Raw genomic sequence first — 25,688 nt, forward strand, 5'->3', positions numbered from 1 at the left:
GCCGGGAGAGATCGCCGTTCACGATCGCACGTGCGGGGCCGAACTGGCTAGAGGAAGGAGCGGCATGCCCGGTCAGAGGTAGGACTTGGTCGCGCTCACCAGCTCGGCCGCGGCGTCGCGCGTGTCGACGTAGAGGGCGGACTCGGGGGTGCGCTCGCGCACGTCCTGGTCGCGGATGGCGAACACGGCCGGGGCCACGCCCACGTCGCCGTAGTGCTCGGCGACGGCCTTCCCGATCGCCTGCCGCACGTCGCCGACCACCTCGCGCGAGGTGTGGCCGGTCCCGGAGGCGGCGAGGTAGCCCAGCATCCCGGCGAAGCGCAGCTCGCCCTCGCCCGCCGGGCGCGGGTCGGGCTGGTCGAGCCAGAACACCTTGCCCGCCAGGAACGCCTCGTAGCCTGCGCCCTCGCGACCCAGCACGCGGGCCGTCTCGGCGAGCAACTCCCCGAACTCGGCCAGCTCCGCCGAAGGCGGCAGGTCCGTGGTGACGAACAAGGGCACGATCAGCGAGTCGAGCATGTGACTATCCCTCCGTGAGGTGCCTCATCGTAGGATGCCGCACCGACAATCCCCGCGCCCGCCACGCGTGCCGACCGGTAAGGTCACCGGCATGGCGGCGGCTCTCCTGATCACCGGCACCGTCGGCGCCGGCAAGACCTCCGTGGCCGAAGCGGCGGGAGACCTGCTGGCCGCCGCGGCCGTGCCCCACGCGGTCATCGACCTCGACTGGCTCCGCCGGGCCTGGCCCGCGCCCCCGGACGACCCGTTCAACGGCGGCCTCACCATGCGCGACCTGCGCGCCGTGGCCGCCAACTTCACGGCGGCGGGCGCCGAGCGGCTGGTGCCGGCCGGGGTCGTCGAGAGCCGGGCGGAGCGGCGGGCTCATGAGGAGGTGCTCGGCGTCCCTCTCGCGGTCTGCCGCGTCCACGTCGAACTTCGAGAAGTGCACCGGCGGCTGCGGGTCCGCCACTCGCTCGACCCCCAGGGGCTTGACCGGCACCTCAAAAGGGCGGGGGAATTGGCGTCCATCCTGGACGAGGCGCGGGTGGCGGACTTCGCCGTGGACGGCACCGAGGGCCTCCCCGCGCAGGTGGCCGCCAGAGTCGTCGAAGCCTGGCAGGCGGGCTAACGCTGCGTCCACTCGTCCTCGAGCGCCGAGTGCACGATCGAGTCACGCCACCCGTGCGGCGTGTGCACGTGGTGCCGGATGCGGCCCTCCTCGACCATCCCGGCGGTCAGCATCGCGAGCTGGGCGGGCAGGTTGGCGGGGGAGCGGGCGCCCCAGATGCGGTGCAGCCCGAGCTGCTTGAACCCGAACGCCAGCAGCAGGCGTACGAGGTCCGTGCCGATGCCCCGGCCCCACTGATCATGGCGTAGCCCGAACCCGATCTCCGCGCTGTGCGGATGGTCGGTCTCGATCTGCAGGCGGGCCACCCCGATGACGTCATGGCGGTCGGCGTCGACCACGGCCAGCACGTAGAGGTGGCGCGGCTCGGCGGCGGCGGCCTCCAAGGCGCGGTCGACGAGCACGGCCACCTCCTGCGGGCTGCGCGGGGCGAACGGCAGGTGCTGGGTGGTGGCGGGGTCGCCGTAGACGGCGTGCAGGGCGGGCACGTCGGCCTCCGTCACCTCACGGAGGCCGAGCCGCTCACCCTTGCAGACCACTCGGCGCATGCGCCGAAGGTAACGCGAGTCCCGCGATCTCTACAAGCCCTTGTCAAGTCGCGAGTTGACTCCCGTAAGCGCGCGCGACAAGTTCGGCGACAGCGCTGTGGGCGCCGAGCGGCTCGGCGTGGCCGGCGTTGATCGACACCGCGGCCTGGCCCACGATGCCCTGCGGGGCCTCGTGGCCGATCATGCAGGGCGCGATGGCCAGGCGCTCCGCGCCCGCGCCCCGCAGCCGCTGGGCGGCCATGCCGACGCCGGGCTCGCTGTCCAGCGAGGCGGCCACGACCGGCAGCGTGAGCCTGGACGCCAGGAGCACCGCGGTGGCCTGCACGGCGTGCACCGCCCGCTCGCCGCCCACCGTGGCGAGGATGACGGCGTCCACGGGGCTGGAGACGTTCAGCAGGCGTACGCGGTCGGCCCGGGCCAGGCCGCGCTCGGCCAGCCGGATGTGCAGGGCCTCGGCCAGCAGCGGGTGCGGCCCGAGCGCCTCGGTCACGACGGCCCCCGAGCCGCTGGCGGCGACGGCCTTGCCGATCTCCGCCATGATGGCGGGATCTTCCCAGGTGAGCAGCGGGACGACGACGGCGTCCCGGCCGGCGGGCAGGGAGTCCGCCAGGTCGGTGATGCTGGTCAGCCGCACCTCGATCTGCGGGTTGTCCACGCGTACCACGGCCGCGATCTCCTCGGCCACGCCATCGGTGCCGCCGGGGGTGGCGAGCACGAGCATGGGGGCGTCCGGCGGCAAGGACGTGGGCACGGGACGGCGGTGTCGGCCGCCACCCGGCCGGGGGGAACGTTCTCGTACAGGCAGGCTCACAGGCGCGCAGTTTATGCCTATTCGGGGGCGGTTGTTCTGTGAATCGATGGCGATTGCGTCACAACGCCCGGCGTGTGACCGAGATTACATCGTGATCCCTGAGAACGTTGACTTATCTACACAAAACGGAAACCCTGGAGCAACTAGAAACGCGTTCTAGAGCGACAGCCACAGGACCGTCCCCGGAGGATGGGAATGAAGCCGTTCTATGTCCGCGAACTGAGCGTCTACCCGGTCGGCCGCCGGCGGATCCTGCTGCTGGCGGTGGCCGTGCTCGCCAGCCTGGTGGCCAACTTCGAGACCACGCTCGCCACGATCCTGCCGCTCCTCATGTCGGACCTCGACATGTCCCTCACCGTCTACGGGCAGCTCGCTGCGTTGTCGGTGCTGGTGGGCGGGCTCTCGGCGGGGTTCGGCGGCATCCTGTCCGACCGGTGGGGGCGGGTCACGATCCTCGTGCCGACCCTGACGATCACGGCCGCCTGCAACTTCCTGCTGGCCACCGTGGACAGCGTGGCGGGGCTGTTCTGGGTGCGCTGCCTGATGCTGTTCATCGAGGGCGCGGGCATCACGATCACCGCGTCGCTGGTGCGGGACTTCTCGCCGCGGCTGGGGCGGGCGCAGGCGTTCGCGTTCTGGACGTGGGGGCCGGTCGGGGCGTCGTTCCTGGCCTCGTTCATCGCGGGGTTCACGCTGCCGCTGTTCGGCAACGCGTGGCAGTCGCAGGCGATCATCATGGGCGTCGTGTCGCTGGTGATGTGCGCGGTCATCATCTGGAAGATCGCCGAGCCGTCGGCGGCGCTGCGGGCGCAGGTGATGGAGGCCGAGCAGGAGCTGGTGGTGGAGGAGGACGTCCGCCACGGCCGCGTACGCGAGCTGTTCAGGCACCCGCACCTGTGGGCCCACGTCCTCGGCAACACCGGCTGGCAGGTGCTCTACTGGACGTTCGCGATCTTCGGGCAGACCATCCTGGCCTCGGCCTTCGGCATGGACCCGGCCGCGGCCAACCGCGTGGTGGCGCTGGGCATCGTGCTCAACGCCCTGGCCGTGGTGGTCGTCGGGCGGCTGTCGGACCGGCTGCGGCTGCGCAAGCCGTTCACCGCCGCGGGCACCGTGCTCACCGCGGCGGCGCTGGCGTACTTCATCGCGCTGATCGGGCCGGGCGTGGCCACCGGGCACGTCACCGCCGTGTACGCGCTGCTCTTCCTGTTCATGGGCATCGCGTACGTCCCGTGGATGGCCAACTTCTCCGAGGACGCCGAGGACGTCGAATCCCGGCTGCAGGGCTCCGCGCTGGGCATCTGGGGCATGGTCGTCCGGGTCATGATCGTGGTCCTGCTGGTCGTCTCCCCGATGGTGGTGGAGTCGGGGGGCTGGCAGCTCTGGCTGGGCGTGGCGCTCGGCGGCCAGATCGTGTTCCTGGTCTCGATGGTGGCCTTCCGGGGCCGGTGGCGGCCCGCCAGGCCGGTGGCGCCGCCGAAGGTGCCGGTGTAGGTGTAGGCGCAGGTGAGCCCCCGCGCGGGCGGCGTTGGCAGCCGCCGCCCGCGACTTCCGCGGCGTTCCCTGCGGAGATCAGTCGAAGGGTCCCACCTGCGGGGCCCTCCGGGTGGGTCCGGGCGTGGTGTCGGCCAGGTCGAGGTCGCGGGTCTCGGGGGCGATGGCCAGGCCCACGGCGGTGACGGCCAGGGCGATGACCACGTAGACGGAGACCGCGACCGTCGACCGGTACGACTCGAAGAGCTGGATCGCGATGATCGGGGCGAGCGCCCCGCCGACGATCCCGGCGACCTGGTAGCCCATGGAGGCGCCGCTGTAGCGCAGCCGCGTGCTGAACAACTCGGCGATGAAGGCCGCCTGCGGGCCGTACATCGCGGCGTGGGTGACCAGCGCCACGACGGCGGCCAGCGCGATCAGCGGGAACGACTTGGTGTCGAGCAGCGGGAAGAACACGAACACCCACACCGCCGCGCCGACCACGCCCGCGAAGTAGACCGGGCGGCGGCCGTACCGGTCGGACATGGCGCCGGCCAGCGGGATCAGCACGAGTTGCAGCGCCGAGCCGATGAGCACGGCGTTCAGCGCGTACGAGCGGGGCAGGTCCAGCACGCCGGTGATGTAGACGATGATGTAGGCGGTGAAGGTGTAGAACGCCACGTCCACCCCGATCCGCGCGGTGAAGGCCGACAGCAGCGCGCGCGGGTGCGTGCGCAGCACCTCGACCAGCGGCATCCTCGCCTTGGCGCCCTTCTGCTCGACCTCGGCGAACAGCGGCGACTCGGTGATCCTCAGCCGGACCCACAGGCCCACGAACACCAGCGCGCCCGACAGCAGGAACGGCACCCGCCAGCCCCATGACAGGAAGGCGGCGTCGGTCAGCGTGAAGGACAGGATGGTCAGCAGGCCGGTGGCCAGCACGTAGCCGGCGGGCACGCCGACCTGCGGCCAGCTCGCGTTGAAGCCGCGGCGCCGGCCGTCGCCGTGCTCCAGCGACATGATCACCGCGCCGCCCCACTCGCCGCCGAGCCCCAGGCCCTGCACGAACCGCAGCAGCGCCAGCAGGGCCGGGGCCAGCACGCCCACGCTGGCGTAGCCGGGCAGCACGCCGATGAGGAACGTCGCGACGCCCATCACCAGGAGCGTCACCACCAGCACGGTCTTGCGGCCCACGCGGTCGCCGAAGTGGCCGAACACGATGCCGCCGAGCGGCCTGGCCACGAACGCCACGGCATTGGTGGTCAGCGAGGCCAGCGTCGCGCTGACCGGGTCGAGGGAGGGGAAGAACAGCTTGGGGAAGACCAGGGTCGCCGCGGTGGTGTAGAGGAAGAAGTCGTACCACTCCAGCGACGTGCCGATCAGGCTGGCGAGGATCACCCGCCGGGTCTGTTGCGCGGAGCCTGACATCCGATCGCTCCTTGTAGTCGAGGGGGGATAATTATCAACGTAAGGATCGTTGAACAATTCGACAAGAGGTTTGCTCCATGATTCCCTGTTAAATGTGGATGACGCGGTTGCTGATCTCTCCCAGGACCGGCCCCGACTGGGACGCAGCAGCACGGCCGAGCGGGTGGCCGACATCCTGCGCGACCGCATCAGCGAGGGCTTCTTCCAGCCCGGTCAGCGGTTGTCGGAGGAGTCCATCTCGGAGGCGCTCGGCGTGTCGCGCAACACCCTGCGCGAGGCGTTCCGGCTCCTGAGCCACGAGCGGCTGCTCGACCACCGGCTCAACCGGGGCGTGTTCGTCCGCCTCCCGTCCGCCGCGGACGTGATCGACCTCTACCGCGTGCGCCGCGTGCTCGAAGGGGCGGCCGTGCGGCGCACCCCGCCCGAGCAGGCGCTGGCCCTGATCAAGGAGACGGTGCTCGACGCCGAGCGGGCCGCCGCCCAGGACGACTGGCAGGGCGTCGGCACCGCCAACATCCGCTTCCACCAGGCCCTGGTCTCCATGAACGAGAGCCCCAGGATCGACGAGACCATGCGCCAGCTCCTGGCCGAGCTGCGGCTCGTCTTCCACGTGATGGAGAACCCGCGGGCCCTCCACGAGCCGTTCGTCGACCGCAACCGCATCCTGCTCGGGCTGATCGAGTCGGGGCCGCCCGAGAAGGCCGCCGCCTATCTGGACGACTATCTCGACCACGCCGAGCGGCTGCTCGTCCACGCCTACGGGCCGAACCGCTAACGTTTGCGCATGGACCGGACCTTCACCCTGGACGAGGCCCGCGCGCTGCTCCCCGCCGTCATGGAACAGGCGGCCGAGGTGATCGCGGCCCGCGCCGACCTTGCCGAGATCGACTTCGAGCGGCGCTCCGGGGGCCGGTCCGAGCTCGGCGGCCTGCCCGAGCTCAAGGGGCTGCAGGCCCGCATCGAGGAGATCCTGAGCGGGTGGAGCGAGCTGGGGATCGAGGTCAAGGGCATCGCGCCGGTGCTCGTCGACTTCCCCTCGGTGCTCGACGGGGTGTCGGTCCGGCTGTGCTGGATCGAGGGGGAGCGGGAGCTCGCCTGGTATCACCGTACGGAGCTGGGCTTCGCCGGTCGCCGGCCCCTGTAGTTCCCGGTACGCCCTCGACGTGGCGGGCGGCAGGGAGTCCATGGACCGGCTCGCCGCGCTCGTGGCCGATCTGTGACCAACCGGCCACGAGGGGTGCGTGTCTAAGGGGGTGAGTGAAAGGACACGACCATGAGCCACTCCTCAGCGGCCGCCGCGCTCCTCGCGCCCGCGGTCGCCGGCGCGCTGGGACTCGCCCCCGCCGCCGCACACGCCCAGAACGCCCCACCGGCGGCCCGCGCCGCCTGGATCAAGGCGTGCTACGACAGGAAGCACCAGGAGTCCCTGCCCTGCGGCCACTGGCGGCTGCGGCTGCGCGACGGCCGCGATGCCGTCGTCCGCGGCGCGGCCGGGCGCGGGATCGACGGGAAGGGACGGGCCGGCGCCTTCACTGGGGTGTTCGCGATCAGCGCGGACGGCCGCGTGATGGCCTACGAGCGGGCCGGTGACCACCGCCTGGTCGTCCGGCGCACCGCCGGCGGGCCGGTCACGGAGCTGCCGCGGGCGGCCAGGCCCAAGGGCGTCGGCAGCGACGAGATCGACCTCTCGCTGTCCCCGTCGGGCGACCGCGTGCTGATCGACTACTTCGACGCGCCCGACCGCCTGCCCACCAAGGTCATCACCGTCGCCACGGGGGCGATCACGGCGCTGTCCCCCAAACACGGGGCGCTCGGCTTCAGCGCCGACGGCGACGAGGTGCTGACCACGCGCACGGTGAGCGACAACACCACCGCCATGTACGCCCACCGGCTCGGCGGCGGCGTCATCAGGCGGACACCGCCCACGCTCGTCATGAACGCCGCCACCCACGCGCTGGCCGCCGACGGCACCACCGTGGCGCTGTTCACGACGAGCGAGCAGAAGCCGCCCCGGGTGCGCACGTACGACCTGGCGACCGGGCGGCTCTCGGCGGGCGCGGAGCTGCCGCTCAAGCCGGACGCGACGCCGTACCTGGCCTGGTGGGACGCCGGGGGGCGGCTCACGGCCACGGTCAGGACCGGCGAGGAGGGGAAGGCGGCGGTGGTACGGGTGCTCACCGTCGACCCCGCGACCGGCACGGCCACGCAGGCCGACAAGTACACGATCGGCTCCAAGGGCAGCACATTCGTTCTGGCGGGGGAGTGAACGGCATGCGCGCGAAGATCCTCGTGGTCATGGCCACGGCACTGGCGCTCTCGTGGCCGGCCACCGCCCACGCGGAGCCGCACGGCTCCCACTCCGGCTCCCACACCGGCTCCCACTCTGGCTTCCACTCCGGCGACACGATCCGCTACGCCTCCATCAAGAGCTGCCCGGTCAAGGGCGGCGGCACCAGGGCGTGCGGCGACTGGCGGCTCGTCATGCACAGCGGCGAGCGGACGACCCTGCCCGACGCCCAGGGGGTCGCGCGCGAGGCCGACGGCTCCTCCAACGGCTACGTCCCGGCGGCCATCGCGGTCAGCGGGAACGGGCGGCGGGTGGCGTACTTCACCAAGAAGGGCCGCCTGGCCGTGCGGACGCTGGGTGGCGGGGTCAGGCAGTTCGCGCGGGACGCGCTGCCGAAGGCGGCCCAGTACGAGGTGACCCTGCTGCTCTCCGACGACGGCGCCCGGCTGGCGGCGGTCATCGGCGGCGAGCGGCCCGCCGACACCCGCGTCTTCGACACCGCGACCGGTGACCTGCTCGGCACCATCCCGGACGAGGTGTCGGTGCTGGGCTTCAGCGGCGACGGCGACGAGGTGTTCACCAGCGTCCCGGCCGACGAGTCCGTCACCGACCTGGTCGTCCACGGCCTCACCGGGGAGGAGCTGCGCCGGGCCACGCCGCCGCAGGTCATCGAGGCCAACGTGCCGCAGGCGCTGGCGGCCGACGGGCGTACCGTGGCGAGCCTCGTGACCGGGTCCAAGGCGGAGCTGGTGACGTACGACATGGACGGCGACCAGATCACCGGCCGCAAGAAGGTCAGGCTGCCGGCCGGGGACCTGCACATGCTGGACTGGACCGGGGAGACGCAGGTGACGGCCCACCTGGCCGGCCACTCGTCGGGGGCCACCAGGGTGACGATCGTGCAGATCGACACGGTGACGGGGCAGGTCCGGGTCAGGGACCGGTACACCGTGCTGCGCGACTCGTACGTCTTCGCCGCCTGCGGCGGCTGAGGACCGCCGCGCCGGGCGGGCATACGCTGCTGGGGTGGAGGTTCACTCGACCAAGGCGATGGCCGCGCGGGCCGTCGACCTGTGCGTGGCGCTGCTGCACGAGCAGCCGTCGATCGAGTCGGTCTCGCGGGTCCTGCGCGAGCACGGCGAGATCGGCGACCTCGACCTGGGCGCGGACGACGTGGCGGCGATGCGGGCGGCGGCGGCGCGCCTGCGGGAGGTGCTGGGCTCGGCCACCGTCGAGGAGGCGGTGGCCCGGCTCAACCGCCTGCTCTCGGGAGCGGCCCACGCCCCCCGGCTGACCAGCCACGGGGGCACGACGAGCTGGCACGTCCACGTCGACAGCGCGGACGACGCTCCGTGGGGGGAGTGGTTCCTGACCTCGTCGGCGATGGCACTGGCGGTGCTGCTCGCCGACCACCAGCGGGTGCCGGGCGGGCTGTGCGCCTCGGCGAGCTGCGGGCGGCCGTACCTGGACTTCGGCGGCGGCAGCCCGCGCCGCTACTGCAGCACCCGCTGCGCCACCCGCGAACGCGTGGCCGCCCACCGCTCACGCACCTCCTCCGCCATCGGCGACTGACCTCCGAGGAGCGTCGGGGGCCGGCCGCCGGGAGAGCAGGACGGCGAGCGCCAGCGCCTGCAGCGCCGCACCGGCCAGCAGGGCGGCACCGACCGAGTACGCGGCCAGCGGCCCGGCCAGCGCGGCCCCGATCGCGTACGAGGTGATCTTCAGGCTGGCGCCCGTGGTGAACACCTGGCTGCGCAGCCGGGCGGGGGCCTCGCGGTGCCGTACCGCGAAGAGCGCGGTGAGCTGCGGCCCCTCGCCCAATCCGGCGACGGCGGCGGCCACCACCGCCGTCCAGAACGCCGTCGAGACGGCGGCCAGCACCATGCCGGCCCCCAACACCGCCGTCCCGGCCACCAGCACCACATCCCACCGCCGCTCCGGGGGCGTGGTGGCGGGCGCCGCATCCGGCCCGCGCCCGCGCGGCAGGGCGGCGAGACCGCAGGCGGCGGTGACGGCCAGGAGCAGCGTGCCGTGGCCGCTCTCACCGGTCAGCCGGGCGCCGAGCACGGGCGCGGACACGACCAGCATGGCCAGGCCGCAACACGACACCATCGACCCGAGGGTGGCCCGCCGCAACGCACCGTTCCGGACGATGGCCGCGAACCCCGCACCCATCTCGGCCCGGATCCCCCGCCCTCCACCCGGCCGTTCGCCCGGCCCTCCACCCCGTCCACCACCGGGCCCGGGGCCGCGGGCGGGGAGGCGCCAGGCGGCGGGCAGGGCGGCGAGCAGCAGCCCGGCGCACGCCAGCACCGTCGCCGGCCCGCCGCTCGCGGCCGCCAGCACCCCCACCACGGCGGGCCCAGCCAGCCCCGCCGCGTTGTAGCTCATCGAGTCGAGCGCCGTGGCCCTGCCCAGCCGCGCGGGCCCGGCCACCAGGGGCAGCTGGGCCGTCCAGCCACCCGTGAGCGCCGGCCCCAGCAGGCCGCTCACGACCGCAAGCCCGACCAGGACCGCATCCGGCGCCCGCACCTGCCCGCCCGGGACCAGCAGCCCGAGGAGGAGCAGGAGCCCGGCCGCGTACCCGAGCAGGCACGCCGCCAGCAGCCGGCCCGGCCGCCGGGCCCGGTCGAGCAGCACCCCGAGCACCGGCCCCCCGGCGGCGGCCGACACGGTGAGCCCCGCCAGCAGCCACGAGGCCAGCAGCGGCGACCCTGTGACGGCCAGCCCCGTGACCAGGAGCGCGGGTCCGGACATCTCATCACCGGTACGGGCGGCGAGGGCTCCGGTCATGTAACGGGCTAACACATTTAAGACGTTACAGGAAAGTGCCCTGGCGTGTTAGGAGTGCGGGCCATCGGGAAGAAGTACCCGCAGTCACACTCCTGAGCTGGGAAAATGACTCACGCCGGGGAGGGTCGGCCTGCGCGAACTGCGTGCGTGCAGGCCGACCGGCTATCCACCGCGGCCGGGGCCGCCGCCGCTCAGGCCGAGCTGGTGATGACCGCGAACCGGGCGCCGAAGGGGTCGGCGAGGAACGCCATCCGCCCGACCCCCTCCGTCGACATCGGCGGAGCGTGCGTCGTGCCCCCGAGCCGCTGCGCCAGGGCCACCGTGGCATCGCAGTCGGGCACCTCGAAGTACGGCAGCCAGTGCGGGCTGTCGCCGGCCTGGAGCTGGGCGAGGCCGGCCATCGCCGACGACTCGCCGCCCTCGGCGGGGGAGATCACGGGGTACGACGCGTCGCCCATCGGCAGGTCCTCGATCCGCCAGCCGAAGACCGCCTGGTAGAAGGCGCGGATGCCGGCGGGATCGGGGGTGTGGAGCTCGACCCAGCCGAGCGAGCCCGCCTCGGTGACCAGGCCGAGCCCCTTGGTCCGGCCCGGCTGCCAGACGGCGAACGCGGCCCCGGCCGGATCGGCGAACACCGCCATCCCGCCCTGCCCCTCGATGTCGATCGGCGGTGACAGGACCGTGCCGCCCGCCTGCTCGATCGTCTTCGCGATGACGCCCGCGTCGGGCGCCTGGAAGTACGTCAGCCACGCCGGAGCCCCTCGCCCCGGGGTCTCCGTGCTGATCCCGGCGACCGTCCGGCCGCCGACCTGGCAGAACCGGTAGTGCCTGTGCTCGGGCCCCAGCGAGATGGCATCCCAGCCGAACAGCCCGGTGTAGAAGGCGTCCGACGCCTCCGTGTCGGGGCTGCTGACGTCGATCCAGCAAGGGGTGCCCGGAACGTAGTCGGTGGTGAGCATGGCCTGCTCCTTCGCGTGACGAAGCGGTGGGTGGCCTCTTCACCTCTGGCGCGGTTGGAGGGCGATGCCACTCTTGTCCGGCGTCTCACAGCCTGGCACGTCCGGTGGGTGGAAGGCGACCCTTGGCAGCAGTCGAATATGTGTTTGAACGATGGCGTAGACTCGGCACCATGACAGCCGCGTTCCAAGCATCATTGCTCGGCCTCGACGAGGAGCTCGGGCTCGGACCGCTCGCCGGCGCCGTGCGCAGGACGCACCTCGACCACGGCGCCTGGATCGACCTGCGGCCGGGCTGGCTGACGGGTGCCGACACGCTGTTCGAACGGCTGGCGGAGCGGGTGCCGTGGCGGGCCGAGCGGCGGCGCATGTACGACAAGGTCGTGGACGTGCCCCGGCTGCTGAAGTTCTACGACGAGGGCGAGCGGCTGCCCGACCCGGTGCTCGACGACGCCAGGAGGGCCCTCGACGCCCACTACGGGGCGGAGCTGGGCGAGCCGTTCCGTACGGCCGGGCTCTGCTTCTACCGCGACGGCCGCGACAGCGTGGCCTGGCACGGTGACACGATCGGGCGGGGCAGCACCGAGGACACCATGGTCGCGATCATCTCGGTCGGCAGCCCCCGCCCGCTCCTGCTCCGCCCACGCGGCGGCGGCCCCTCGATCCGCCGCGACCTCGGCCACGGCGACCTGATCGTGATGGGCGGAAGCTGCCAGCGCACCTGGGAGCACGCCATCCCGAAGACCGCCCGCCCGGCGGGCCCCCGGATCAGCATCCAGTTCCGCCCCCACGACGTCCGCTAACCCTCGCCCACCGACCGGATCCGCCCCGCCGACCGGATCCGCCCCACCGACCGGGTCGGCCCACCGGCCGGGTCCGCCCCACCGACCGGGTGCGGCCCGCTTATCGGGTCCGCCCCACCGACCGGGTGCGGCCCGCTTATCGGGTCCGCCCCACCGATTGGGTCCGGCGCGCCGATCGAGTGCGGCCCGCTGATTCGTTGCGGCACGCCCGCAGGGGCGTAGCCGCGTAGGGCGGGTTGGCTCGCCGTCCGGCTTCCGGTGCTGATCGGACGGGCGCGTCCGACCCGGTGCGGCGCGCCCGTCCGGGCCGACCCGCCTATTGGAGTCCGCTCTGCCGATCCGCGTGGATGTGCCGATCGCGTCCGGCGCGCCGACCGGGGCGTGGCCCGCGTCTTATTCGGTTCGGGTTGGTGTGCTGGTCGGGTGGGGGCGGGGGTGAGGTCGGGCGGTTGCCGGAGTACGAGCCCGCCCGGTGCGGCTTCGAGCGGGTTACCGCAGTACGAGCCGCCCGACGCGGCCCTGTTCGCCGGCGGCCCAGCACGAGCGGTCGTGTGCGCACGACACCGTGTCGAACGATCCGCCGTCGAACGTCTCCCAGCTCCGCCCGCCCGAATACGTGACGTCACTGCCGGTCGGCCCCACCGCGACGGCGGCGAAGGGCAGGTGCGGCAGCCAGGTCACGCCCGACCGGTACGCGGGCGGCGGCGCGGCGGCCGGTTGCCAGGTGGTGCCGCCGTCCCTGCTGACCGCCCCCGCGCTGGGCGACTGCTGCTCCGGCCGGTAGTCGCCGCCGACCGCGATGCCCCGGTGCCGGTCGCGGAAGGCCAGGCCGAAGACGCCGCGCGCCGGGTCCCCGGCCGGGATGGGCGTGTCGGCCACCGTCCACGTACGTCCCCGGTCGCCCGAGTGGAACACCCGCGACCGTTCCGCCCCGCCGGTGGCCAGCCAGACGTCCCGCCCGCCGGCCGTGACGAGGCACTGCCCGCTCGCCGCGAACCCGGCCTCGCCCGGCAGCGCCGGCGGCATCCCGTCCGGGGGCAGCACCCGCCAGCTCCGCCCGCCGTCCTCCGTGGCCAGGATCCGGAACCTGCCGTCCACGGGGTCGCTCATGGCCAGCCCGTGCCGCCGGTCGAAGAAGGCCATGCAGTCGTAGAACGCCCGGGGCTCGTCGTTCCTGAACGTCTCCGCCCACGTACGCCCCCCGTCCTCCGTCCGGTGGACGCGCGAGTCCGTGCCCTGGCCGATGGACAGCGCCACGGCCCGGTCGGAGTCGAACGCCTCGATGTCGCGGAACTGGAGCGCGGCCGTGTCGGGCGGGGAGACGTTCTGCCAGCTCCGCCCGCCGTCCACGGTCCTCAGCACGGTGCCGCCCGAGCCCGAGGCCCACACCACGTTCCGGCTGACGGGCGACAGGCCGCGCAGGCGCGCCGTCACCCCGGTCTCCTTGAGCTCCCAGCTCAGCTTGGGCATGCCCGCTTGGGCGGGCAGGGGGGCGGCGAGCACGAGGGCGGCTGACAGCGCGCCCAACGCGATGCGAAGCTTCATGTCGGGCAAACTAGCCCAAAGGATCAACACCGTCCATGGCGTCGAGGAACTCGGGTCAGCCGTCGTCGGCGACGGCGCGGTGGGCACTCCATCGCAGCCACAGCGCGGGCAGCTCCTTCTCCAGGAACCTGTAGAGCTCGTGCGCGTTCTCCAGCCGTTCCCGGCGCTCGGCCGGCCCGTCGGCGAGCACCCGCAGCCCCGCCTCGGTGAACTCCCGGAACGCGGACGTCTTCGCGTAGCGGGCGGCGAGCATCCGGCTCCACCCGTCGGGGGCCATGCGGAAGAGCTCCTGCCGCTCGCCCCGCCGCCGGACCCCCTCGATCAGGCCGCTCGGCGCCAGGAGCCGGGTCGCGCTGCTGATCGAGCTCCGGCTGACCCGCAGCACGTCGGCGAGCTCGGCGGCGCTCTGCTCCGGCGGGTCGCTGATGAGCAGCCAGCCGACCACCCGCCCGGCGATCAACGGCATGCCGTCCCGTGCGAAGAAGACCGCGACGTCGTCGACGAACTCGAGCTCGGCGTCCGTTGGGATGATCATGTTCGGATATTACGGTCATTGCAGTAATGGCTGCTATGGCCTGAATCGGTGGGCGGGTCAGGCGGCCTGGCGGGAGGCTCCCCAGGACAGCAGTTCCTCGGCCGTGCTGAAGCGGCGGCTGGAGACGGACTCGTCGAGCAGCACGCCGACCAGCACCCGGCCGTCGGACTCCCCGGCGAACGCCAGGCAGTAGCCCGCCGCCCGGGTGAAGCCGGTCTTCAGCCCGATCGCGCCGGGCGTGCCGAGCAGCCGGTTGGTGTTGCGCCACTCGTACGAACGGTGCCCGTCGCCGGCGTCGAGGTCGTGCCGGCGGGTCCCGGCCACCTGCTTGATCAGCGGCATCCGCAGCGCCTTGGCGGCCAGGAGGACCTGGTCCCTGGCCGTGGAGTAGCCGTCACTGCCGGGCATGGGCAGGCCGTCGGCGTTGACGTACTCGGTGTCGTTCATGCCCAGCTCGCGGGCCGTGGCGTTCATCTTGGCCACGAAGCCCTTGACGCCGGGGCCGTACGTGCGGGCCAGCGCGTGGGCCGCGTCGGCGCCGGAGGGGAGCATCAGGCCGTACATGAGCTCGCCGACCGTGAGGCGGTCGCCGGGGCGCAGGTCCGCGGTGGTGCCGCCGCCGTCCTCGGCGTACTCGACGTCCTCGCGCGCGATCCGCACCACGTCCGTGGGCTTGGCGGTCTTCAGCACGACGTACGCGGTCATGGTCTTGGTCAGGCTGGCGATCGGCATCCGTTCGGTGCCGTCCTTGTCCAGGAGCACGTCGCCGGACGAGGCGTCCATCAAATAGGCGGCCCGGCCGTACACGGCGGGAGTGTCGGCGGACACGGCGGGCGCGGTCGTCGCCGTGGCATGCGCCGGCGCGGTGAGCCCTGTGACCAGGGCAAGTGCGCCTGCCATGGCAGTCAGAAAAGCTTTCCCGATACGCATGGCCCACAGACTGCCGCGCGTCTTGGGGTGCGTTTGACGAAATAACCGAAATTTCGTGACAAACTGGGCGGAAACCCCCATGTAGCCGGAAGATCTGGCTTGGTAAATCTTTAGCGAGATATACCGGAAGTCGGGGGATCGGCGGTCAATGGAGCTTCAGCGGGGGTTCCAGAAGTTGTCGGCCACCCGTTCGCCCGCCGCCAGCTCCGAGAACAGGTCCTCCCACAGCGGCATCACCTGCTCGGGCCCGTAGGCGCGCGACGCCCTCGCCGCCGCCCTCCCCATGCGCACCCGCAGGTCACGGTCGGCGATGACCCGGTTCAGGGCGGCGGCCAGCGCGTCCACGTCCCTGGGCGGCACCAGCACGCCGTCCACGCCGTCGGTCAGCACGTCCCCCGGACCGGTCGGGCAGTCGAAGGCCACCACGGGCAGCGCGTGCGTCATCGCCTCGATCATCACCATCGGCAGGCCCTCGAAGCGGGAGCTCAGCGCGTACACGGAGGCGTCGGTCAGCTCCCACTCCAGCCGGTCGGTACGCCCCGGCAGCGACACGTGCTCGCCCAGCCCGTACTGCTCGACGAGCCCGGCGAGCTGCCCCCTGCGCGGCCCGGTGCCGAAGATGCGCAGCCGCCACTCCGGATGCTCGGGCACCACCTGCGCGAACGCCTGGACGAGCAGGTCGAACCCCTTCTGCGGCACCAGCCGCCCGGCCGCGATCACCACGGGATTCGCCTGCTGGGAACGTTCCTGCTCGACCTTGTGCACCGCGTTCGGGATCTGCACGATCGGGGTGCGCGGCAGCAGGCGCTGGTACTCCAGCCGGTTCGTCCGTGTCAGCACCGTGATCGCGTCGAACCGGTCGTAGTGGCGGGCGATCTCCCTGCGGATCGTGTCGGGGTAGGCCGACAGGTTCATGTGCTCCTGGGCGACCCGGATGACGCTCTTGGGGGCCCGGCGGGCGGCGATCAGGTTGAGCGCGGGCCGGGTCGTCACCAGGATGCCGTCGCGCAGCTTGGAGACGTACTCCATGGCGGCCCACTCCACGCGCTCGGTGAAGTAGTCGGCCGCGAACTCGCCGCGCGGCACGATCTTCCCGCGCACCCTGCGCCAGGCGCGGCGGCCGATCGAGTCCGGCCGGCGGCCGTCCCGCTGGTCCACCAGCGTGGTGACGGTGATCCCGGGGTTCAGCCCGAACCGGGGGTTGTCGCGCCGCCGTACGAGGCTGACCAGCTCGACGTCGTGGCCGGCGGCGGCCATCGCGTTCGCCTGGTTGACCACCGTGCGGATGGTGCCGCCCATGCCGTAGGCGTGCAGCATGAGGTAGCGGATCTTCACGCGGCCGGCCTCGTGCGCGGACGCGGCGACCGACCCGGGACGGCGCGGCAGGAAGGCGAATTCATGCCGAGGCAGATTACCTCGGGTTCCTGGCAGTTCCCTGGGAGAGCGAACGATGATCAAGAGCGTTAGCCTGGCAGGTGTCGAGGCGCGCGATTTCGGACCGAGGAGTGGGGCATGGACGGCGTACGGCCGGCGGACGACGTGGTTCTGGGCATGGTCGCCGAACAGCTGAGCACGGCCATGGGCCGCCCCTGGGAGGTCCGCGACGGCATGGCGAAGGGCCCCGGCACGGTCGCGGTGCGGCTGGGCGCCGACCACACCGGCAGCGCCAGCCACCTCGACCTCGACTTCGTGCTCAACGTCGAACGCCCGGAGGACACCACGATCAGCGACTGCGTGGCCGGCTACGGCGCCACCACCGAGGAGGCCCTCGACCGGGCCGTCCAGGTGTGGCTGGGCACGACCGGCAGCGCCCTGCTCGAACTTGTCGTCCAGGACGGCTCGCACGCCGCCCACTTCGCGCCCGGCGACCCCGACGGCTTCCCCGCCTGGCACGCCATCCACGGCGGCATCACCGGCTGGGGCACCGGCGACGACCACGACGCCGTGCAGCGCTGGGCGGTCCAGCACGTCCTCCTGCCGCACCTGGCCCCGGCGCTGAAGGGCACGCTCGAACGCGGGCAGCTGGTCGGGGTGAAGGCGTTCTTCGGCGGGGGAGAGGGCGGGGAGACCGCCGAGATCCGGGTCGACGGCGCCTACCACGAGGCGGGCTCGCGGGCCCTGGCGGAGCTGGACTGGCCGCGACCGGCGACCGGCGTCTCGTACGCCCGCACGTTCGTGCTCCTCGTCCACCAGGAAGGCGACTGACCTCAGCGCCCCCGGCCGGCCCCGCGCCTCGCCCGGGAGGTCCGGCTCCGGGACGATCCGCCGCTCAGGTCCGCGTAGCGGGCGGCGAATAATGATCGCGCGCTCGCCCCCTCCGCCTGTTAGCGTTACCGCTGAGGGGGTGAGCCGCGGTGAAATCCAAACCCGGCAGGCCTGCGGTGCTCATGGACGTCGCCGTGCTCGCCGGAGTCTCCACCATGACCGTTTCGCGCGTGCTCAACACGCCCGACCTCGTCCGCGCCGAGACCAGGGCCCGCGTGCTGGCCGCCGTGCGCGAGCTGGACTACCGGCCCAACCAGGCCGCCCGCCAGCTGGTCACCGGCCGCTCCGGCGTGCTCGGCGTGGTCAGCATCGACACCACCCTCTACGGCCCGGCCTCCACCCTCTACTGCATCGAGCAGGCCGCCAGGCACGCCGGCTACAACGTCAGCATCGCCAGCCTCAGCTCGCTCAACCGCAGGTCGATGGAGGAGGGCTTGCAGCGGCTGCGCACCCAGGCCGTCGACGGCGTGATCATCGTGGCGCCCCATGAGTCGGCCGCCGACGGGCTGCGCCACCTGCCGCCCGAGATGCCGGTGGTGGCGGTGGACGCCGGTGACGACATCCCCGTCCCCGTGGCCAAGGTGGACCAGAAGGCCGGGGCCGTCCGCGTCACCAGACACCTGCTCAGCCTCGGCCACCGGAGCGTGTGGCACGTGGCGGGCCCGGCCGACTGGCTCGACGCCAACGACCGCATCGAGGGCTGGCGCGGCGTCCTGGAGGAGGCCGGGCGAGAGGTGCCCGAGGTGCTGCGGGGCGACTGGAGCGCCCGCTCCGGCTACCAGCTCGGCCGCCGCCTCGCCGGGGATCACGAGGTCAGCGCCGTGTTCGTGGCCAACGACCAGATGGCGCTCGGCGTGCTGCGGGCGCTGCGCGAGGCCGGGCGGCGAGTTCCGGAGGACGTGAGCGTGGCGGGGTTCGACGACATCCCCGAGGCCGCGTACTTCTGGCCGCCGCTGACGACCGTGCGCCAGGACTTCCGCGAGGTCGGCAGGCACGCCTTCCACATGTTGCTGGACCGGATGGCCGGCGTCGAGCCGGAGGCCCGGCGCCTGGTGGAGCCCGAGCTGGTCGTACGCGAGAGCACCGGCCCGGTCAGCCCAGCCTGATCACGTTCCACGACACCGGGGGCAGCAGGACGCGCATCGGGTCGTGCTCGACGTCGGCGTTCGGCCTGGGCGCGATGCGGCCGGGGTCGTCGGCGGTGTTGCGGGCGTAGACGTCGGGGTCGGTCAGCGTGGTGACCTCGACGATGCGCGCGCCGCCCAGCGCCCGCGCGTCGATCTCCAGCGACACCGGCCCGTCGGTCGAGCGGTTGACGGCGAACAGCGTCGTGCCGTCCTCCGAGTGCGTGGCCACCGCGTCCAGCAGCGGCACCTCGCCGTACAGCTTCGTCTCGTACGACGGCGACACCGGCTCCACGCGCAGCACGTCACCGGCGGCGTGCCGGGACGCCTGGGCGAACGGGTGGAAGGTCGTCTGCCGCCACGCCCGCCCGCCCGGCTCCGTCATGATCGGCGCGATCACGTTCACGAGCTGGGCCAGCGACGCGGCGGTCACCCGGTCGCTGTTGCGCAGCAGGCTGATCAGCAGCCCGCCGAACGCCACCGCGTCGGCCAGGTGGTAGTGGTCCTCCAGCAGCGGCGGCGCGACCGGCCAGTCGGCGGGCGGCTCGGCGTTCTGGAAGCGCGACAGGTACCAGACGTTCCACTCGTCGAACGAGATGTTGATCTTCTTGCGCGACTTCAGCCGGGCCGCGACGTGGTCGGCGCTGGCCACGACGGAGGCGATGAAGTAGTCCATGTTGACGGAACTGGCCAGGAAGCTGCCGAGGTCGCCATCCTGCTCCTCGTAGTAGGCGTGGCAGGAGATGTAGTCCACCAGGTCGTAGGTCTCCTCCAGCACCGTGGCCTCCCACGCGCCGAACGTCGGCTCGTGGGAGCTGGAGCTGCCGCACGCGACCAGCTCCAGCTTCGGGTCCACCATGCGCATGGCGCGGGCGGTCTCGGCGGCGAGCCGGCCGTACTCGCGGGCCGTCTTGTGGCCGGTCTGCCAGGGGCCGTCCATCTCGTTGCCCAGGCACCACATGCGGATGTCGTGCGGCTCCTTGGCGCCGTTGGCGACGCGCAGGTCGGACAGGGCCGTGCCCGCCGGGTGGTTGCAGTATTCGAGCAGGTCGAGGGCCTCGGCGATGCCGCGGGTGCCCAGGTTGAGCGCCATCATGGGCTCGACGCCGGCCTTGCGGCACCAGCGGACGAACTCGTCCACGCCCACCTCGTTCGTCTCCGTGCTGTGCCAGGCCAGGTCGAGCCGGCGCGGCCGCTGGGAGACCGGGCCGATGCCGTCCTCCCATCTGTAGCCGGAGACGAAGTTGCCGCCCGGGTAGCGGACGGTGGAGATGCCCAGCTCCCTGGTCAGGTCGAGCACGTCGCGGCGGAAGCCGTCGTCGTCGGCCGAGGGGTGCCCCGGCTCGTAGATGCCGGTGTAGACGCAGCGCCCGAGATGCTCCACGAACGTGCCGAAGGTGCGCCGGTGCACCGGGGCGACCTTGAACGCGGGATCGAGGGTCAGCTTGGCCTGATGCACGGGGCTTCTCCTGTTTCGCGGGCGTTACGTGGTTCCCGATTGTTAGCGTTACCACCTACTCGGTCAAGGGGCCGGAGCTCCCGGCCACCCCTTGCCAGGGGCCCTTGACAGGCAGCTTGTTACCGCTAACACTCGGGTAACCCCGCCGAAACAACGGGGTACGCGCGGCGACCTCCGTGACCCCGGACGGCTCGCTCTGTCGCCTCTGTGAGAGGCCCCGTTAACGGCTGCCCTGAACCTCCTGGATGTTAGCGAGAACATGGCCAAGCGATAGCTCGGTGAAAGAAGAGGCCACAGTGCACGGTCCCCCCGACATAACCCGCCGGCATCTTCTTGCCGGCAGCCTCGCACTGCTCGGCGCCGCCGCCACGGGTTGCGCCATCCCCGTGGGGCTCGGCTCGTCCCAGACCCGCGTCCAGTACTGGCACTTCCTCGGCGCGAGCGACGGCATCATCATGAACCAGATGGTCGGGGCGTTCGCCAAGGACAACCCCGACATCTTCGTCGAGGAGAACGTGCTCGCCTGGGGCGAGCCGTACTACACGAAGATCGCGATGGCCGGCGCCGGCGGCCGCTCGCCCGACCTGGCCACCTTCCACCTGGCCCGGCTGGCCGGGATGGGCGCCGGGCGGATCCTCGACCCCATCGACGTGAAGCTGCTGGAGGAGGCCGGCCTGACGGCCGCCGATTTCAGCCCGCCGATCTGGGAGCGGGCCCATCTCGACGGCGTCCTGTACGCGATCCCCTTCGACGCCCACCCGATGGTGCAGTACTACAACACCGACATCTGCGGCAAGGCCGGATTGCTCGGCCCCGACGGGAAGCTCACCCCCACCAAGGGCGTGGACCAGCTGATCGCCCAGCTCACCAAGGCCAGGGAGGTGATGGGCGGCAAGCCGCCGCTGGCCTTCGACGCGCTCGGCCTGGGCACCGTGGGGCCGTGGCGCGTGTGGTGGACGCTCTACTCGCAGAGCGGCGGCACCCTGCTGTCGGACGACGGCACCAAGATCACCATCGACGACACGAAGGCGCTGGAGGGGCTGCGGCTCATGCAGCGGCTCGGCAAGGAAGGGCTGTGCGACTGGCGTACCGACTACGGCGCCTCCGTCGCCAACTTCACCAACGGGCAGGCGGCGTTCCTGTGGAACGGCGACTGGGAGACCACCGGGCTCAAGGAACGCAAGACGCCGTTCAGCATGACGCGCTTCCCCAGCGTCTTCGGCGGCTGGTCGGCGCAGGCCGACTGCCACGCGTTCGTCCTGCCGCACCAGCGGGTCCGGGATCCCGAGGTGGAGCGGGCCACGTACCGGTTCATCGCCTACCTCGTCAAGAACAGCGCCGACTGGGCGGTGGCCGGGCACGTGCCCGCGTACCTGCCCGCGCTGGAGGAGCCCGACTACCTCGCGCTGCAGCCGCAGTCGGAGTACCGCTCGGTCATCACCGACGTCGCCCTCGACCCGCAGGTGTGGTTCACCGGGTCGGCCTCGCGGTTGTGGATCGAGTTCGGTGAGGCGTTCTCCCCGGTCATCAGCGGGCAGCGCACGCCCGAGGAGGGCCTGGCGGCGGCCAAGGCCTCGCTGACCCGGCTGCTGGACGCCCCGAACCCCTTCCCCGACGAGGAGCGATGATGACTACGACCGTCGTGGCCCCCGCGACCGCCGCCCCTCTCGCCGAGGCGAAGGTGAAGCGCGGCTGGACCCAGCACGGCCTGCTGTTCGTGGCGCCGTTCCTGCTGGTCTACGTGGCCTTCCTGGTGTGGCCGACCGTGCTCGGCTTCCAGATGAGCCTGTCGAGCGTGAACATCGCCGGCGGCAACGACCAGCTCGTCGGGTTCGCGAACTACGCCGAGGCGTTCGCCGACCCGCGCATGTGGCGCTCGTTGTGGAACACGCTCGTCTTCACCGTCTTGAGCACGATCCCGCTGGTGTTCCTCGGCCTGGTGTTCGCGCTGCTGGTGCACAACCTGCGCTTCGTGCAGTGGTTGTGGCGGCTGTCGTTCTTCGGGCCGTTCCTGCTGCCCTCCGCCGTGGTGTCCATCCTCTGGCTGCAGATGATCTACCCGCCCGACTACGGCCTGCTCAACGGCACGCTCGGCACCGACGTGCTGTGGCTGGGCGACCCGTCCGTGGCCATGTGGTCGATGGTGCTGACCACGGTGTGGTGGACGGTCGGCTTCAACTTCCTGCTCTACCTCGCCGCCCTCCAGTCCATCCCGACGCACCTGTACGAGGCCGCCGACATCGACGGCGCCTCGGGCTGGGCCAAGCTGCGCTCCATCACCCTGCCGCTGCTCGGCCGCACCACGGCGCTCATCGTGGTGCTGCAGCTGGTGGCCTCGCTCAAGGTGTTCGACCAGATCTACCTGATGACGGGCGGCGGCCCGCAGGACTCCACCCGGCCGATCATCGAGTACGCCTACGACGTCGGTTTCACCGGTTACCGCATCGGTTACGCGTCGGCTGTGTCGTACATCCTGTTCGTCCTGATCGTCATCGTCTCCCTGGCGCAGCTCCGGCTGTTCCGCAAGCGTGAGGAGGTCGCGTCGTGACCAAGCGGTTCAGCTTCAGCCAGCTCGTCCTGCTGGTGGCCGCGGTGGTGCTGGCGGCGATCTGGCTCGCCCCCATCGCGTGGGCCGTGGCCACCTCGCTCAAGCCCGAGGACGAGACGACCAAGCTCCCGTTGGAGTGGATCGGCAGCGAGATCACGTTCGACTCCTACGAGCTGGTCCTGGGGACCGGCGGGATCGTGAAGTGGGCGATCAACTCGACGGTGACCGCCGTCATCGTGACGTTCCTGACCGTGCTGTTCTCGGCGATGGCGGCGTACGGGTTCGCGCGCACCCAGTTCAGGGGGCAGCGGGCGCTGCTGGCGCTGATCCTGGCCGGGATCATGGTGCCCCCGCAGGTGCTGATCGCGCCGCTGTTCGCCGAGATGGTCGCCCTCGGCCTGGTGGACACCTGGTGGGCGATCATCCTGCCGCAGGTGGCGGCGCCGCTGATCGTCTACATCCTGTTCAAGTTCTTCCAGGACGTGCCGCCGGAGCTGGAACAGGCCGCCTTCGTGGACGGGGCCGGGCGGTGGCGGGTGTTCTTCACCATCGTGCTGCCGCTGTCGCGGCCGGTGCTGGCGGCGGTGTCGATCTTCACGTTCATCAACACCTGGAACAACTTCCTCTGGCCGTTCCTGGTGTCCACCGACCCGAACACGATGACGCTGCCGGTGGGGCTGGCCAACGTGGTGCAGGGGACGTTCGGCCTGCGGTACGCCCAGATCATGGCCTCGGTGGTGCTCGCCGGGCTGCCGCTGCTGGTGGTGTTCATCCTCTTCCAGCGGCAGATCATCCGGGGCGTGGCCCACACGGGCCTGGCCGGTCAGTGACGCTGCCGCGGACGAGCAGCTCGACGACCCGGCTGCCCGGGGAAAGCGAAGAAGCCCCGGCCGTCATGGCCCGGGGCTTCCTTCGAGGTGGTGGACGATACTGGGATTGAACCAGTGACCTCTTCCGTGTCAGGGAAGCGCTCTCCCGCTGAGCTAATCGTCCTTGGAGGTGGCGACGGGATTTGAACCCGTGTGGACGGCTTTGCAGGCCGCTGCCTCGCCTCTCGGCCACGCCACCGAGTCAAACCTCATCTCCGAGCGGAAGACGGGATTCGAACCCGCGACCCTCACCTTGGCAAGGTGATGCTCTACCACTGAGCCACTTCCGCGTTGCTGCGTGGTTAACAATAGCGCGTTTCCGGACCAGATGCTTACTCGTGGCCGGCGCTAGCGTCCGTCCTTGCGGAGTTGGCGGGCCACGCTGCGCTCGGTGGCGGGCAGGCTGAGGAAGATCTCCAGGATCCTGGTGAGGCGGTGGACCTCGATGCGGTGGAAGGCGGGGCCCTCCGAGCGGGCCAGGAGCAGGGAGAGGGCCAGGGGCGGCAGCGGGGCGTGGATGAGGTGCAGGTCGCCGTCGAGGGTCAGGGCCGTGGGGCGGGCGGGCGTCTCCTCCGGGATGACGATCTCCTGCGGCGCCCGCCAGCTCGCGTAGACCACGCGGCGCTCCGCCGTCGTGGCCGCCCAGTCGGCGCTGAACAGCACCGGGAGCGAGTCGATCAGCGTGGTCAGGGCCCGGTCGCCGGCCGTGGTGATGTATTTGAGTATCTCCAGCTCCGGGTAGGTGCCGGGCGCCTCGCGGGTGGTCCAGATGCCTTCGACCGCGACGTTCTCGACGCTCTGCAGGCTCTTGACCAGGGCCTGCCGGGGCGTGCTGTCCGGGCAGAAGATGGTGATGTCGTCCACCGCCCGGCCCGCGCCCCGGTCGAGCACGGTCACCTGCGTGATGTCGGCCCCCGCCACGCCCAGGACCTTGGTCACCTGTGCCAGGGAACCCGGCCGGTCGGGCAGCGCGACGCGTACACGAAGAAGCATCCATCCCCCTCAACCGAAGATGCCGATCACAGACTATCCGCGAAATACCGGTTGCGGCCTGACCTGCGCTACAACTAAGTGAGTGAAGATTGGGCCGATTGGGGTGTGGCCGCCGGTGGTGCTCGCACCGATGGCGGGCATCACGAACGCGCCGTTCCGGGTGTTGTGCCGGGAGCAGGGCGCGGGGTTGTTCGTGTGCGAGATGATCACGACACGGGCGCTCGTCGAGCGCAATCCGAAGACGCTGCGGATGATCAGGTTCGCCGAGTCGGAGCACCCCAGGAGCATCCAGCTGTACGGCGTGGATCCCGACGTCGTGGGGCGGGCCGCGCGGATGATCGCCGAGGAGGACCTGGCCGACCACATCGACCTGAACTTCGGCTGCCCGGTGCCCAAGGTGACCAGGCGCGGAGGCGGGTCGGCGCTGCCGTACAAGCGGAACCTGCTGCGCCGGATCCTGCGGGAGGCGGTGGCGAACGCGGGGTCGTTGCCCGTGACGATGAAGATGCGCAAGGGCATCGACGACGACCACCTGACCTACCTGGACGCGGGCCGGATCGCGGCCGAGGAGGGGGTCGCCGCGATCGCGCTGCACGCCCGCACCGCCAAGCAGCACTACGGCGGCGTGGCCGACTGGGAGGCCATCGCGCGGCTGAAGGAGGCCGTGCCGGAGATCCCCGTGCTGGGCAACGGGGACATCTGGTGCGCCGACGACGCCGTCAGGATGGTGGCCCGCACGGGATGCGACGGCGTGGTGGTCGGGCGGGGCTGCCTGGGGCGGCCCTGGTTGTTCCGGGACCTGGAAAACGCGTTCAACGGCAGCCCCGAGCGGGTCCGGCCGACGCTCGGCGAGGTCGCCGAGGTGATGGCCAGGCACGCCGAGGGGCTGACCGAGTGCTTCGACATCGAGCGGTACGCGGTGGCCGACTTCCGCAAGCACGTCGGGTGGTACCTGAAGGGGTTCACGGTCGGGAGCGAGCTGCGGCGCGAGCTGGCCACGGCCGAGTCGCTCGACGGGCTGCGGGAGGGGCTGGCGAAGCTGGAGCGGGACCAGCCGTGGCCGCCGAACACCGACACGCCCCGGGGGAAGTCAGGGGAGCGGTCCAAGGTGCTCCTGCCCGACGGGTGGCTGGACGACCCGTGGGACTGCCCGGTCCCCGGTGACGAGGCCGAGTCGGACATCTCCGGCGGCTGA

At 71.8% G+C, this 25,688-nt stretch carries 26 protein-coding genes and 3 tRNA genes; 14 read left to right on the forward strand and 15 right to left on the reverse strand.

The genetic code is table 11. The features are described from left to right. Positions 1–72: 72 nt before the first annotated feature. Positions 73–519 (reverse strand): hypothetical protein, encoded by a 447-nt coding sequence (locus ACTWPW_RS28825; RefSeq protein WP_375109826.1) that lies wholly within the window; start codon positions 517–519, stop codon positions 73–75. A 91-nt stretch (positions 520–610) separates the two neighbouring features. On the opposite strand from ACTWPW_RS28825, the gene ACTWPW_RS28830 reads away from it, so the two are divergent. Beyond that, positions 611–1,129, forward strand: coding sequence for an adenylyl-sulfate kinase (locus ACTWPW_RS28830; protein ID WP_443170483.1), 519 nt, complete (start codon positions 611–613; stop codon positions 1,127–1,129). On the opposite strand, the gene ACTWPW_RS28835 is transcribed toward ACTWPW_RS28830, so the two are convergent. Both ACTWPW_RS28835 and ACTWPW_RS28840 read right to left on the reverse strand, forming a co-directional pair. Next, the gene (locus tag ACTWPW_RS28835; protein ID WP_375109828.1) at positions 1,126–1,674 is read right to left on the reverse strand and encodes a GNAT family N-acetyltransferase; all 549 of its coding nucleotides are present in this window, start codon (positions 1,672–1,674) and stop codon (positions 1,126–1,128) included. The two genes, ACTWPW_RS28830 and ACTWPW_RS28835, sit on opposite strands and share 4 nt — an antisense overlap. A gap of 43 nt (positions 1,675–1,717) precedes the next feature. After that, positions 1,718–2,425, reverse strand: a complete 708-nt coding sequence (locus tag ACTWPW_RS28840) for a sirohydrochlorin chelatase (RefSeq protein ID WP_443170484.1) — start codon at positions 2,423–2,425, stop codon at positions 1,718–1,720. Positions 2,426–2,680: 255 nt separating this feature from the next. On the opposite strand from ACTWPW_RS28840, the gene ACTWPW_RS28845 reads away from it, so the two are divergent. After that, the gene (locus ACTWPW_RS28845; protein WP_375109830.1) at positions 2,681–3,979 is read left to right on the forward strand and encodes an MFS transporter; all 1,299 of its coding nucleotides are present in this window, start codon (positions 2,681–2,683) and stop codon (positions 3,977–3,979) included. A gap of 78 nt (positions 3,980–4,057) precedes the next feature. Here the strand turns inward: ACTWPW_RS28845 and ACTWPW_RS28850 are convergent, their stop codons facing one another. Next, a complete protein-coding gene (locus tag ACTWPW_RS28850) occupies positions 4,058–5,386 on the reverse strand; it encodes an MFS transporter (RefSeq protein WP_443170485.1) in 1,329 nt (442 codons plus the stop codon). Between the two features lie 94 nt (positions 5,387–5,480). Here ACTWPW_RS28850 and ACTWPW_RS28855 point away from each other — a divergent pair, with 94 nt between their 5' ends. The 5 genes from ACTWPW_RS28855 to ACTWPW_RS28875 all read left to right on the forward strand — a co-directional run bounded on the left by ACTWPW_RS28855 (position 5,481) and on the right by ACTWPW_RS28875 (position 9,245). Further along, positions 5,481–6,161: a GntR family transcriptional regulator gene (locus ACTWPW_RS28855; RefSeq protein WP_375109832.1), complete on the forward strand. Its 681-nt coding sequence runs from the start codon at positions 5,481–5,483 to the stop codon at positions 6,159–6,161. A gap of 9 nt (positions 6,162–6,170) precedes the next feature. Further along, a complete protein-coding gene (locus ACTWPW_RS28860; protein WP_375109833.1) occupies positions 6,171–6,530 on the forward strand; it encodes a DUF2203 domain-containing protein in 360 nt (119 codons plus the stop codon). A 129-nt stretch (positions 6,531–6,659) separates the two neighbouring features. Then, positions 6,660–7,652: a hypothetical protein gene (locus ACTWPW_RS28865; RefSeq protein WP_443170486.1), complete on the forward strand. Its 993-nt coding sequence runs from the start codon at positions 6,660–6,662 to the stop codon at positions 7,650–7,652. A 5-nt stretch (positions 7,653–7,657) separates the two neighbouring features. Beyond that, the gene (locus tag ACTWPW_RS28870) at positions 7,658–8,665 is read left to right on the forward strand and encodes a hypothetical protein (protein WP_443170487.1); all 1,008 of its coding nucleotides are present in this window, start codon (positions 7,658–7,660) and stop codon (positions 8,663–8,665) included. A gap of 34 nt (positions 8,666–8,699) precedes the next feature. After that, positions 8,700–9,245 (forward strand): CGNR zinc finger domain-containing protein, encoded by a 546-nt coding sequence (locus ACTWPW_RS28875; RefSeq protein WP_443170488.1) that lies wholly within the window; start codon positions 8,700–8,702, stop codon positions 9,243–9,245. Here the strand turns inward: ACTWPW_RS28875 and ACTWPW_RS28880 are convergent. Together ACTWPW_RS28880 and ACTWPW_RS28885 are read right to left on the reverse strand one after the other, a co-directional pair. Beyond that, complete coding sequence (locus ACTWPW_RS28880; protein WP_443170489.1) at positions 9,216–10,481, reverse strand: MFS transporter; 1,266 nt, start codon at positions 10,479–10,481, stop codon at positions 9,216–9,218. The genes ACTWPW_RS28875 and ACTWPW_RS28880 overlap by 30 nt on opposite strands. Positions 10,482–10,657: 176 nt before the next feature. Further along, the gene (locus ACTWPW_RS28885; RefSeq protein ID WP_443170490.1) at positions 10,658–11,425 is read right to left on the reverse strand and encodes a VOC family protein; all 768 of its coding nucleotides are present in this window, start codon (positions 11,423–11,425) and stop codon (positions 10,658–10,660) included. A gap of 170 nt (positions 11,426–11,595) precedes the next feature. On the opposite strand from ACTWPW_RS28885, the gene ACTWPW_RS28890 reads away from it, so the two are divergent. Next, the gene (locus ACTWPW_RS28890; protein WP_375109839.1) at positions 11,596–12,225 is read left to right on the forward strand and encodes an alpha-ketoglutarate-dependent dioxygenase AlkB; all 630 of its coding nucleotides are present in this window, start codon (positions 11,596–11,598) and stop codon (positions 12,223–12,225) included. A 489-nt stretch (positions 12,226–12,714) separates the two neighbouring features. On the opposite strand, the gene ACTWPW_RS28895 is transcribed toward ACTWPW_RS28890, so the two are convergent. The 4 genes from ACTWPW_RS28895 to ACTWPW_RS28910 form a co-directional block, all read right to left on the reverse strand. Then, a complete protein-coding gene (locus ACTWPW_RS28895; protein WP_443170491.1) occupies positions 12,715–13,770 on the reverse strand; it encodes a WD40/YVTN/BNR-like repeat-containing protein in 1,056 nt (351 codons plus the stop codon). A 55-nt stretch (positions 13,771–13,825) separates the two neighbouring features. Beyond that, on the reverse strand, positions 13,826–14,305 hold the full coding sequence (locus ACTWPW_RS28900) for a GbsR/MarR family transcriptional regulator (RefSeq protein ID WP_443170492.1): 480 nt from the start codon (positions 14,303–14,305) through the stop codon (positions 13,826–13,828). A 57-nt stretch (positions 14,306–14,362) separates the two neighbouring features. Next, on the reverse strand, positions 14,363–15,205 hold the full coding sequence (locus tag ACTWPW_RS28905) for a D-alanyl-D-alanine carboxypeptidase family protein (protein ID WP_443170493.1): 843 nt from the start codon (positions 15,203–15,205) through the stop codon (positions 14,363–14,365). Between the two features lie 186 nt (positions 15,206–15,391). Beyond that, on the reverse strand, positions 15,392–16,570 hold the full coding sequence (locus ACTWPW_RS28910; RefSeq protein ID WP_443170494.1) for a glycosyltransferase family 4 protein: 1,179 nt from the start codon (positions 16,568–16,570) through the stop codon (positions 15,392–15,394). A gap of 177 nt (positions 16,571–16,747) precedes the next feature. Between ACTWPW_RS28910 and ACTWPW_RS28915 the strand changes: the two genes are divergently transcribed. Beyond that, complete coding sequence (locus ACTWPW_RS28915) at positions 16,748–17,440, forward strand: DUF6348 family protein (protein WP_375109844.1); 693 nt, start codon at positions 16,748–16,750, stop codon at positions 17,438–17,440. 149 nt (positions 17,441–17,589) lie between these two features. Next, on the forward strand, positions 17,590–18,606 hold the full coding sequence (locus tag ACTWPW_RS28920; protein ID WP_443170495.1) for a LacI family DNA-binding transcriptional regulator: 1,017 nt from the start codon (positions 17,590–17,592) through the stop codon (positions 18,604–18,606). Here ACTWPW_RS28920 and arfA read toward each other — a convergent pair. Further along, on the reverse strand, positions 18,593–20,083 hold the full coding sequence (gene arfA, locus ACTWPW_RS28925) for an arabinosylfuranosidase ArfA (RefSeq protein ID WP_375109845.1): 1,491 nt from the start codon (positions 20,081–20,083) through the stop codon (positions 18,593–18,595). The genes ACTWPW_RS28920 and arfA overlap by 14 nt on opposite strands. Positions 20,084–20,379: 296 nt before the next feature. Between arfA and ACTWPW_RS28930 the strand changes: the two genes are divergently transcribed. The 3 genes from ACTWPW_RS28930 to ACTWPW_RS28940 are packed head-to-tail and all read left to right on the forward strand — an operon-like array spanning position 20,380 to position 23,461. Then, positions 20,380–21,711 carry an extracellular solute-binding protein gene (locus ACTWPW_RS28930; protein WP_375109846.1) on the forward strand — a complete coding sequence of 444 codons (1,332 nt, stop codon included), beginning with the start codon at positions 20,380–20,382 and terminating at the stop codon, positions 21,709–21,711. Beyond that, the gene (locus ACTWPW_RS28935; protein WP_443170496.1) at positions 21,708–22,631 is read left to right on the forward strand and encodes a carbohydrate ABC transporter permease; all 924 of its coding nucleotides are present in this window, start codon (positions 21,708–21,710) and stop codon (positions 22,629–22,631) included. The genes ACTWPW_RS28930 and ACTWPW_RS28935 overlap by 4 nt, the downstream gene beginning before the upstream one ends. Then, complete coding sequence (locus tag ACTWPW_RS28940; RefSeq protein ID WP_375109848.1) at positions 22,628–23,461, forward strand: carbohydrate ABC transporter permease; 834 nt, start codon at positions 22,628–22,630, stop codon at positions 23,459–23,461. Before ACTWPW_RS28935 ends, ACTWPW_RS28940 begins: the two co-directional genes overlap by 4 nt. Positions 23,462–23,549: 88 nt before the next feature. On the opposite strand, the gene ACTWPW_RS28945 is transcribed toward ACTWPW_RS28940, so the two are convergent. The 4 genes from ACTWPW_RS28945 to ACTWPW_RS28960 form a co-directional block, all read right to left on the reverse strand. Then, positions 23,550–23,624: transfer RNA gene (locus ACTWPW_RS28945), tRNA-Val, on the reverse strand. 1 nt (position 23,625) lies between these two features. After that, positions 23,626–23,699: transfer RNA gene (locus ACTWPW_RS28950), tRNA-Cys, on the reverse strand. 19 nt (positions 23,700–23,718) lie between these two features. Continuing rightward, a tRNA-Gly gene (locus tag ACTWPW_RS28955) sits at positions 23,719–23,790 on the reverse strand. Positions 23,791–23,848: 58 nt separating this feature from the next. Beyond that, on the reverse strand, positions 23,849–24,493 hold the full coding sequence (locus tag ACTWPW_RS28960; RefSeq protein ID WP_364129588.1) for an ACT domain-containing protein: 645 nt from the start codon (positions 24,491–24,493) through the stop codon (positions 23,849–23,851). Positions 24,494–24,575: 82 nt separating this feature from the next. Here ACTWPW_RS28960 and dusB point away from each other — a divergent pair, with 82 nt between their 5' ends. Then, positions 24,576–25,688, forward strand: a complete 1,113-nt coding sequence (dusB, locus tag ACTWPW_RS28965) for a tRNA dihydrouridine synthase DusB (protein ID WP_375109849.1) — start codon at positions 24,576–24,578, stop codon at positions 25,686–25,688.

Origin of the sequence: Nonomuraea sp. KM90, assembly GCF_052246675.1 — a bacterium.
Taxonomy (GTDB): Bacteria; Actinomycetota; Actinomycetes; order Streptosporangiales; family Streptosporangiaceae; genus Nonomuraea.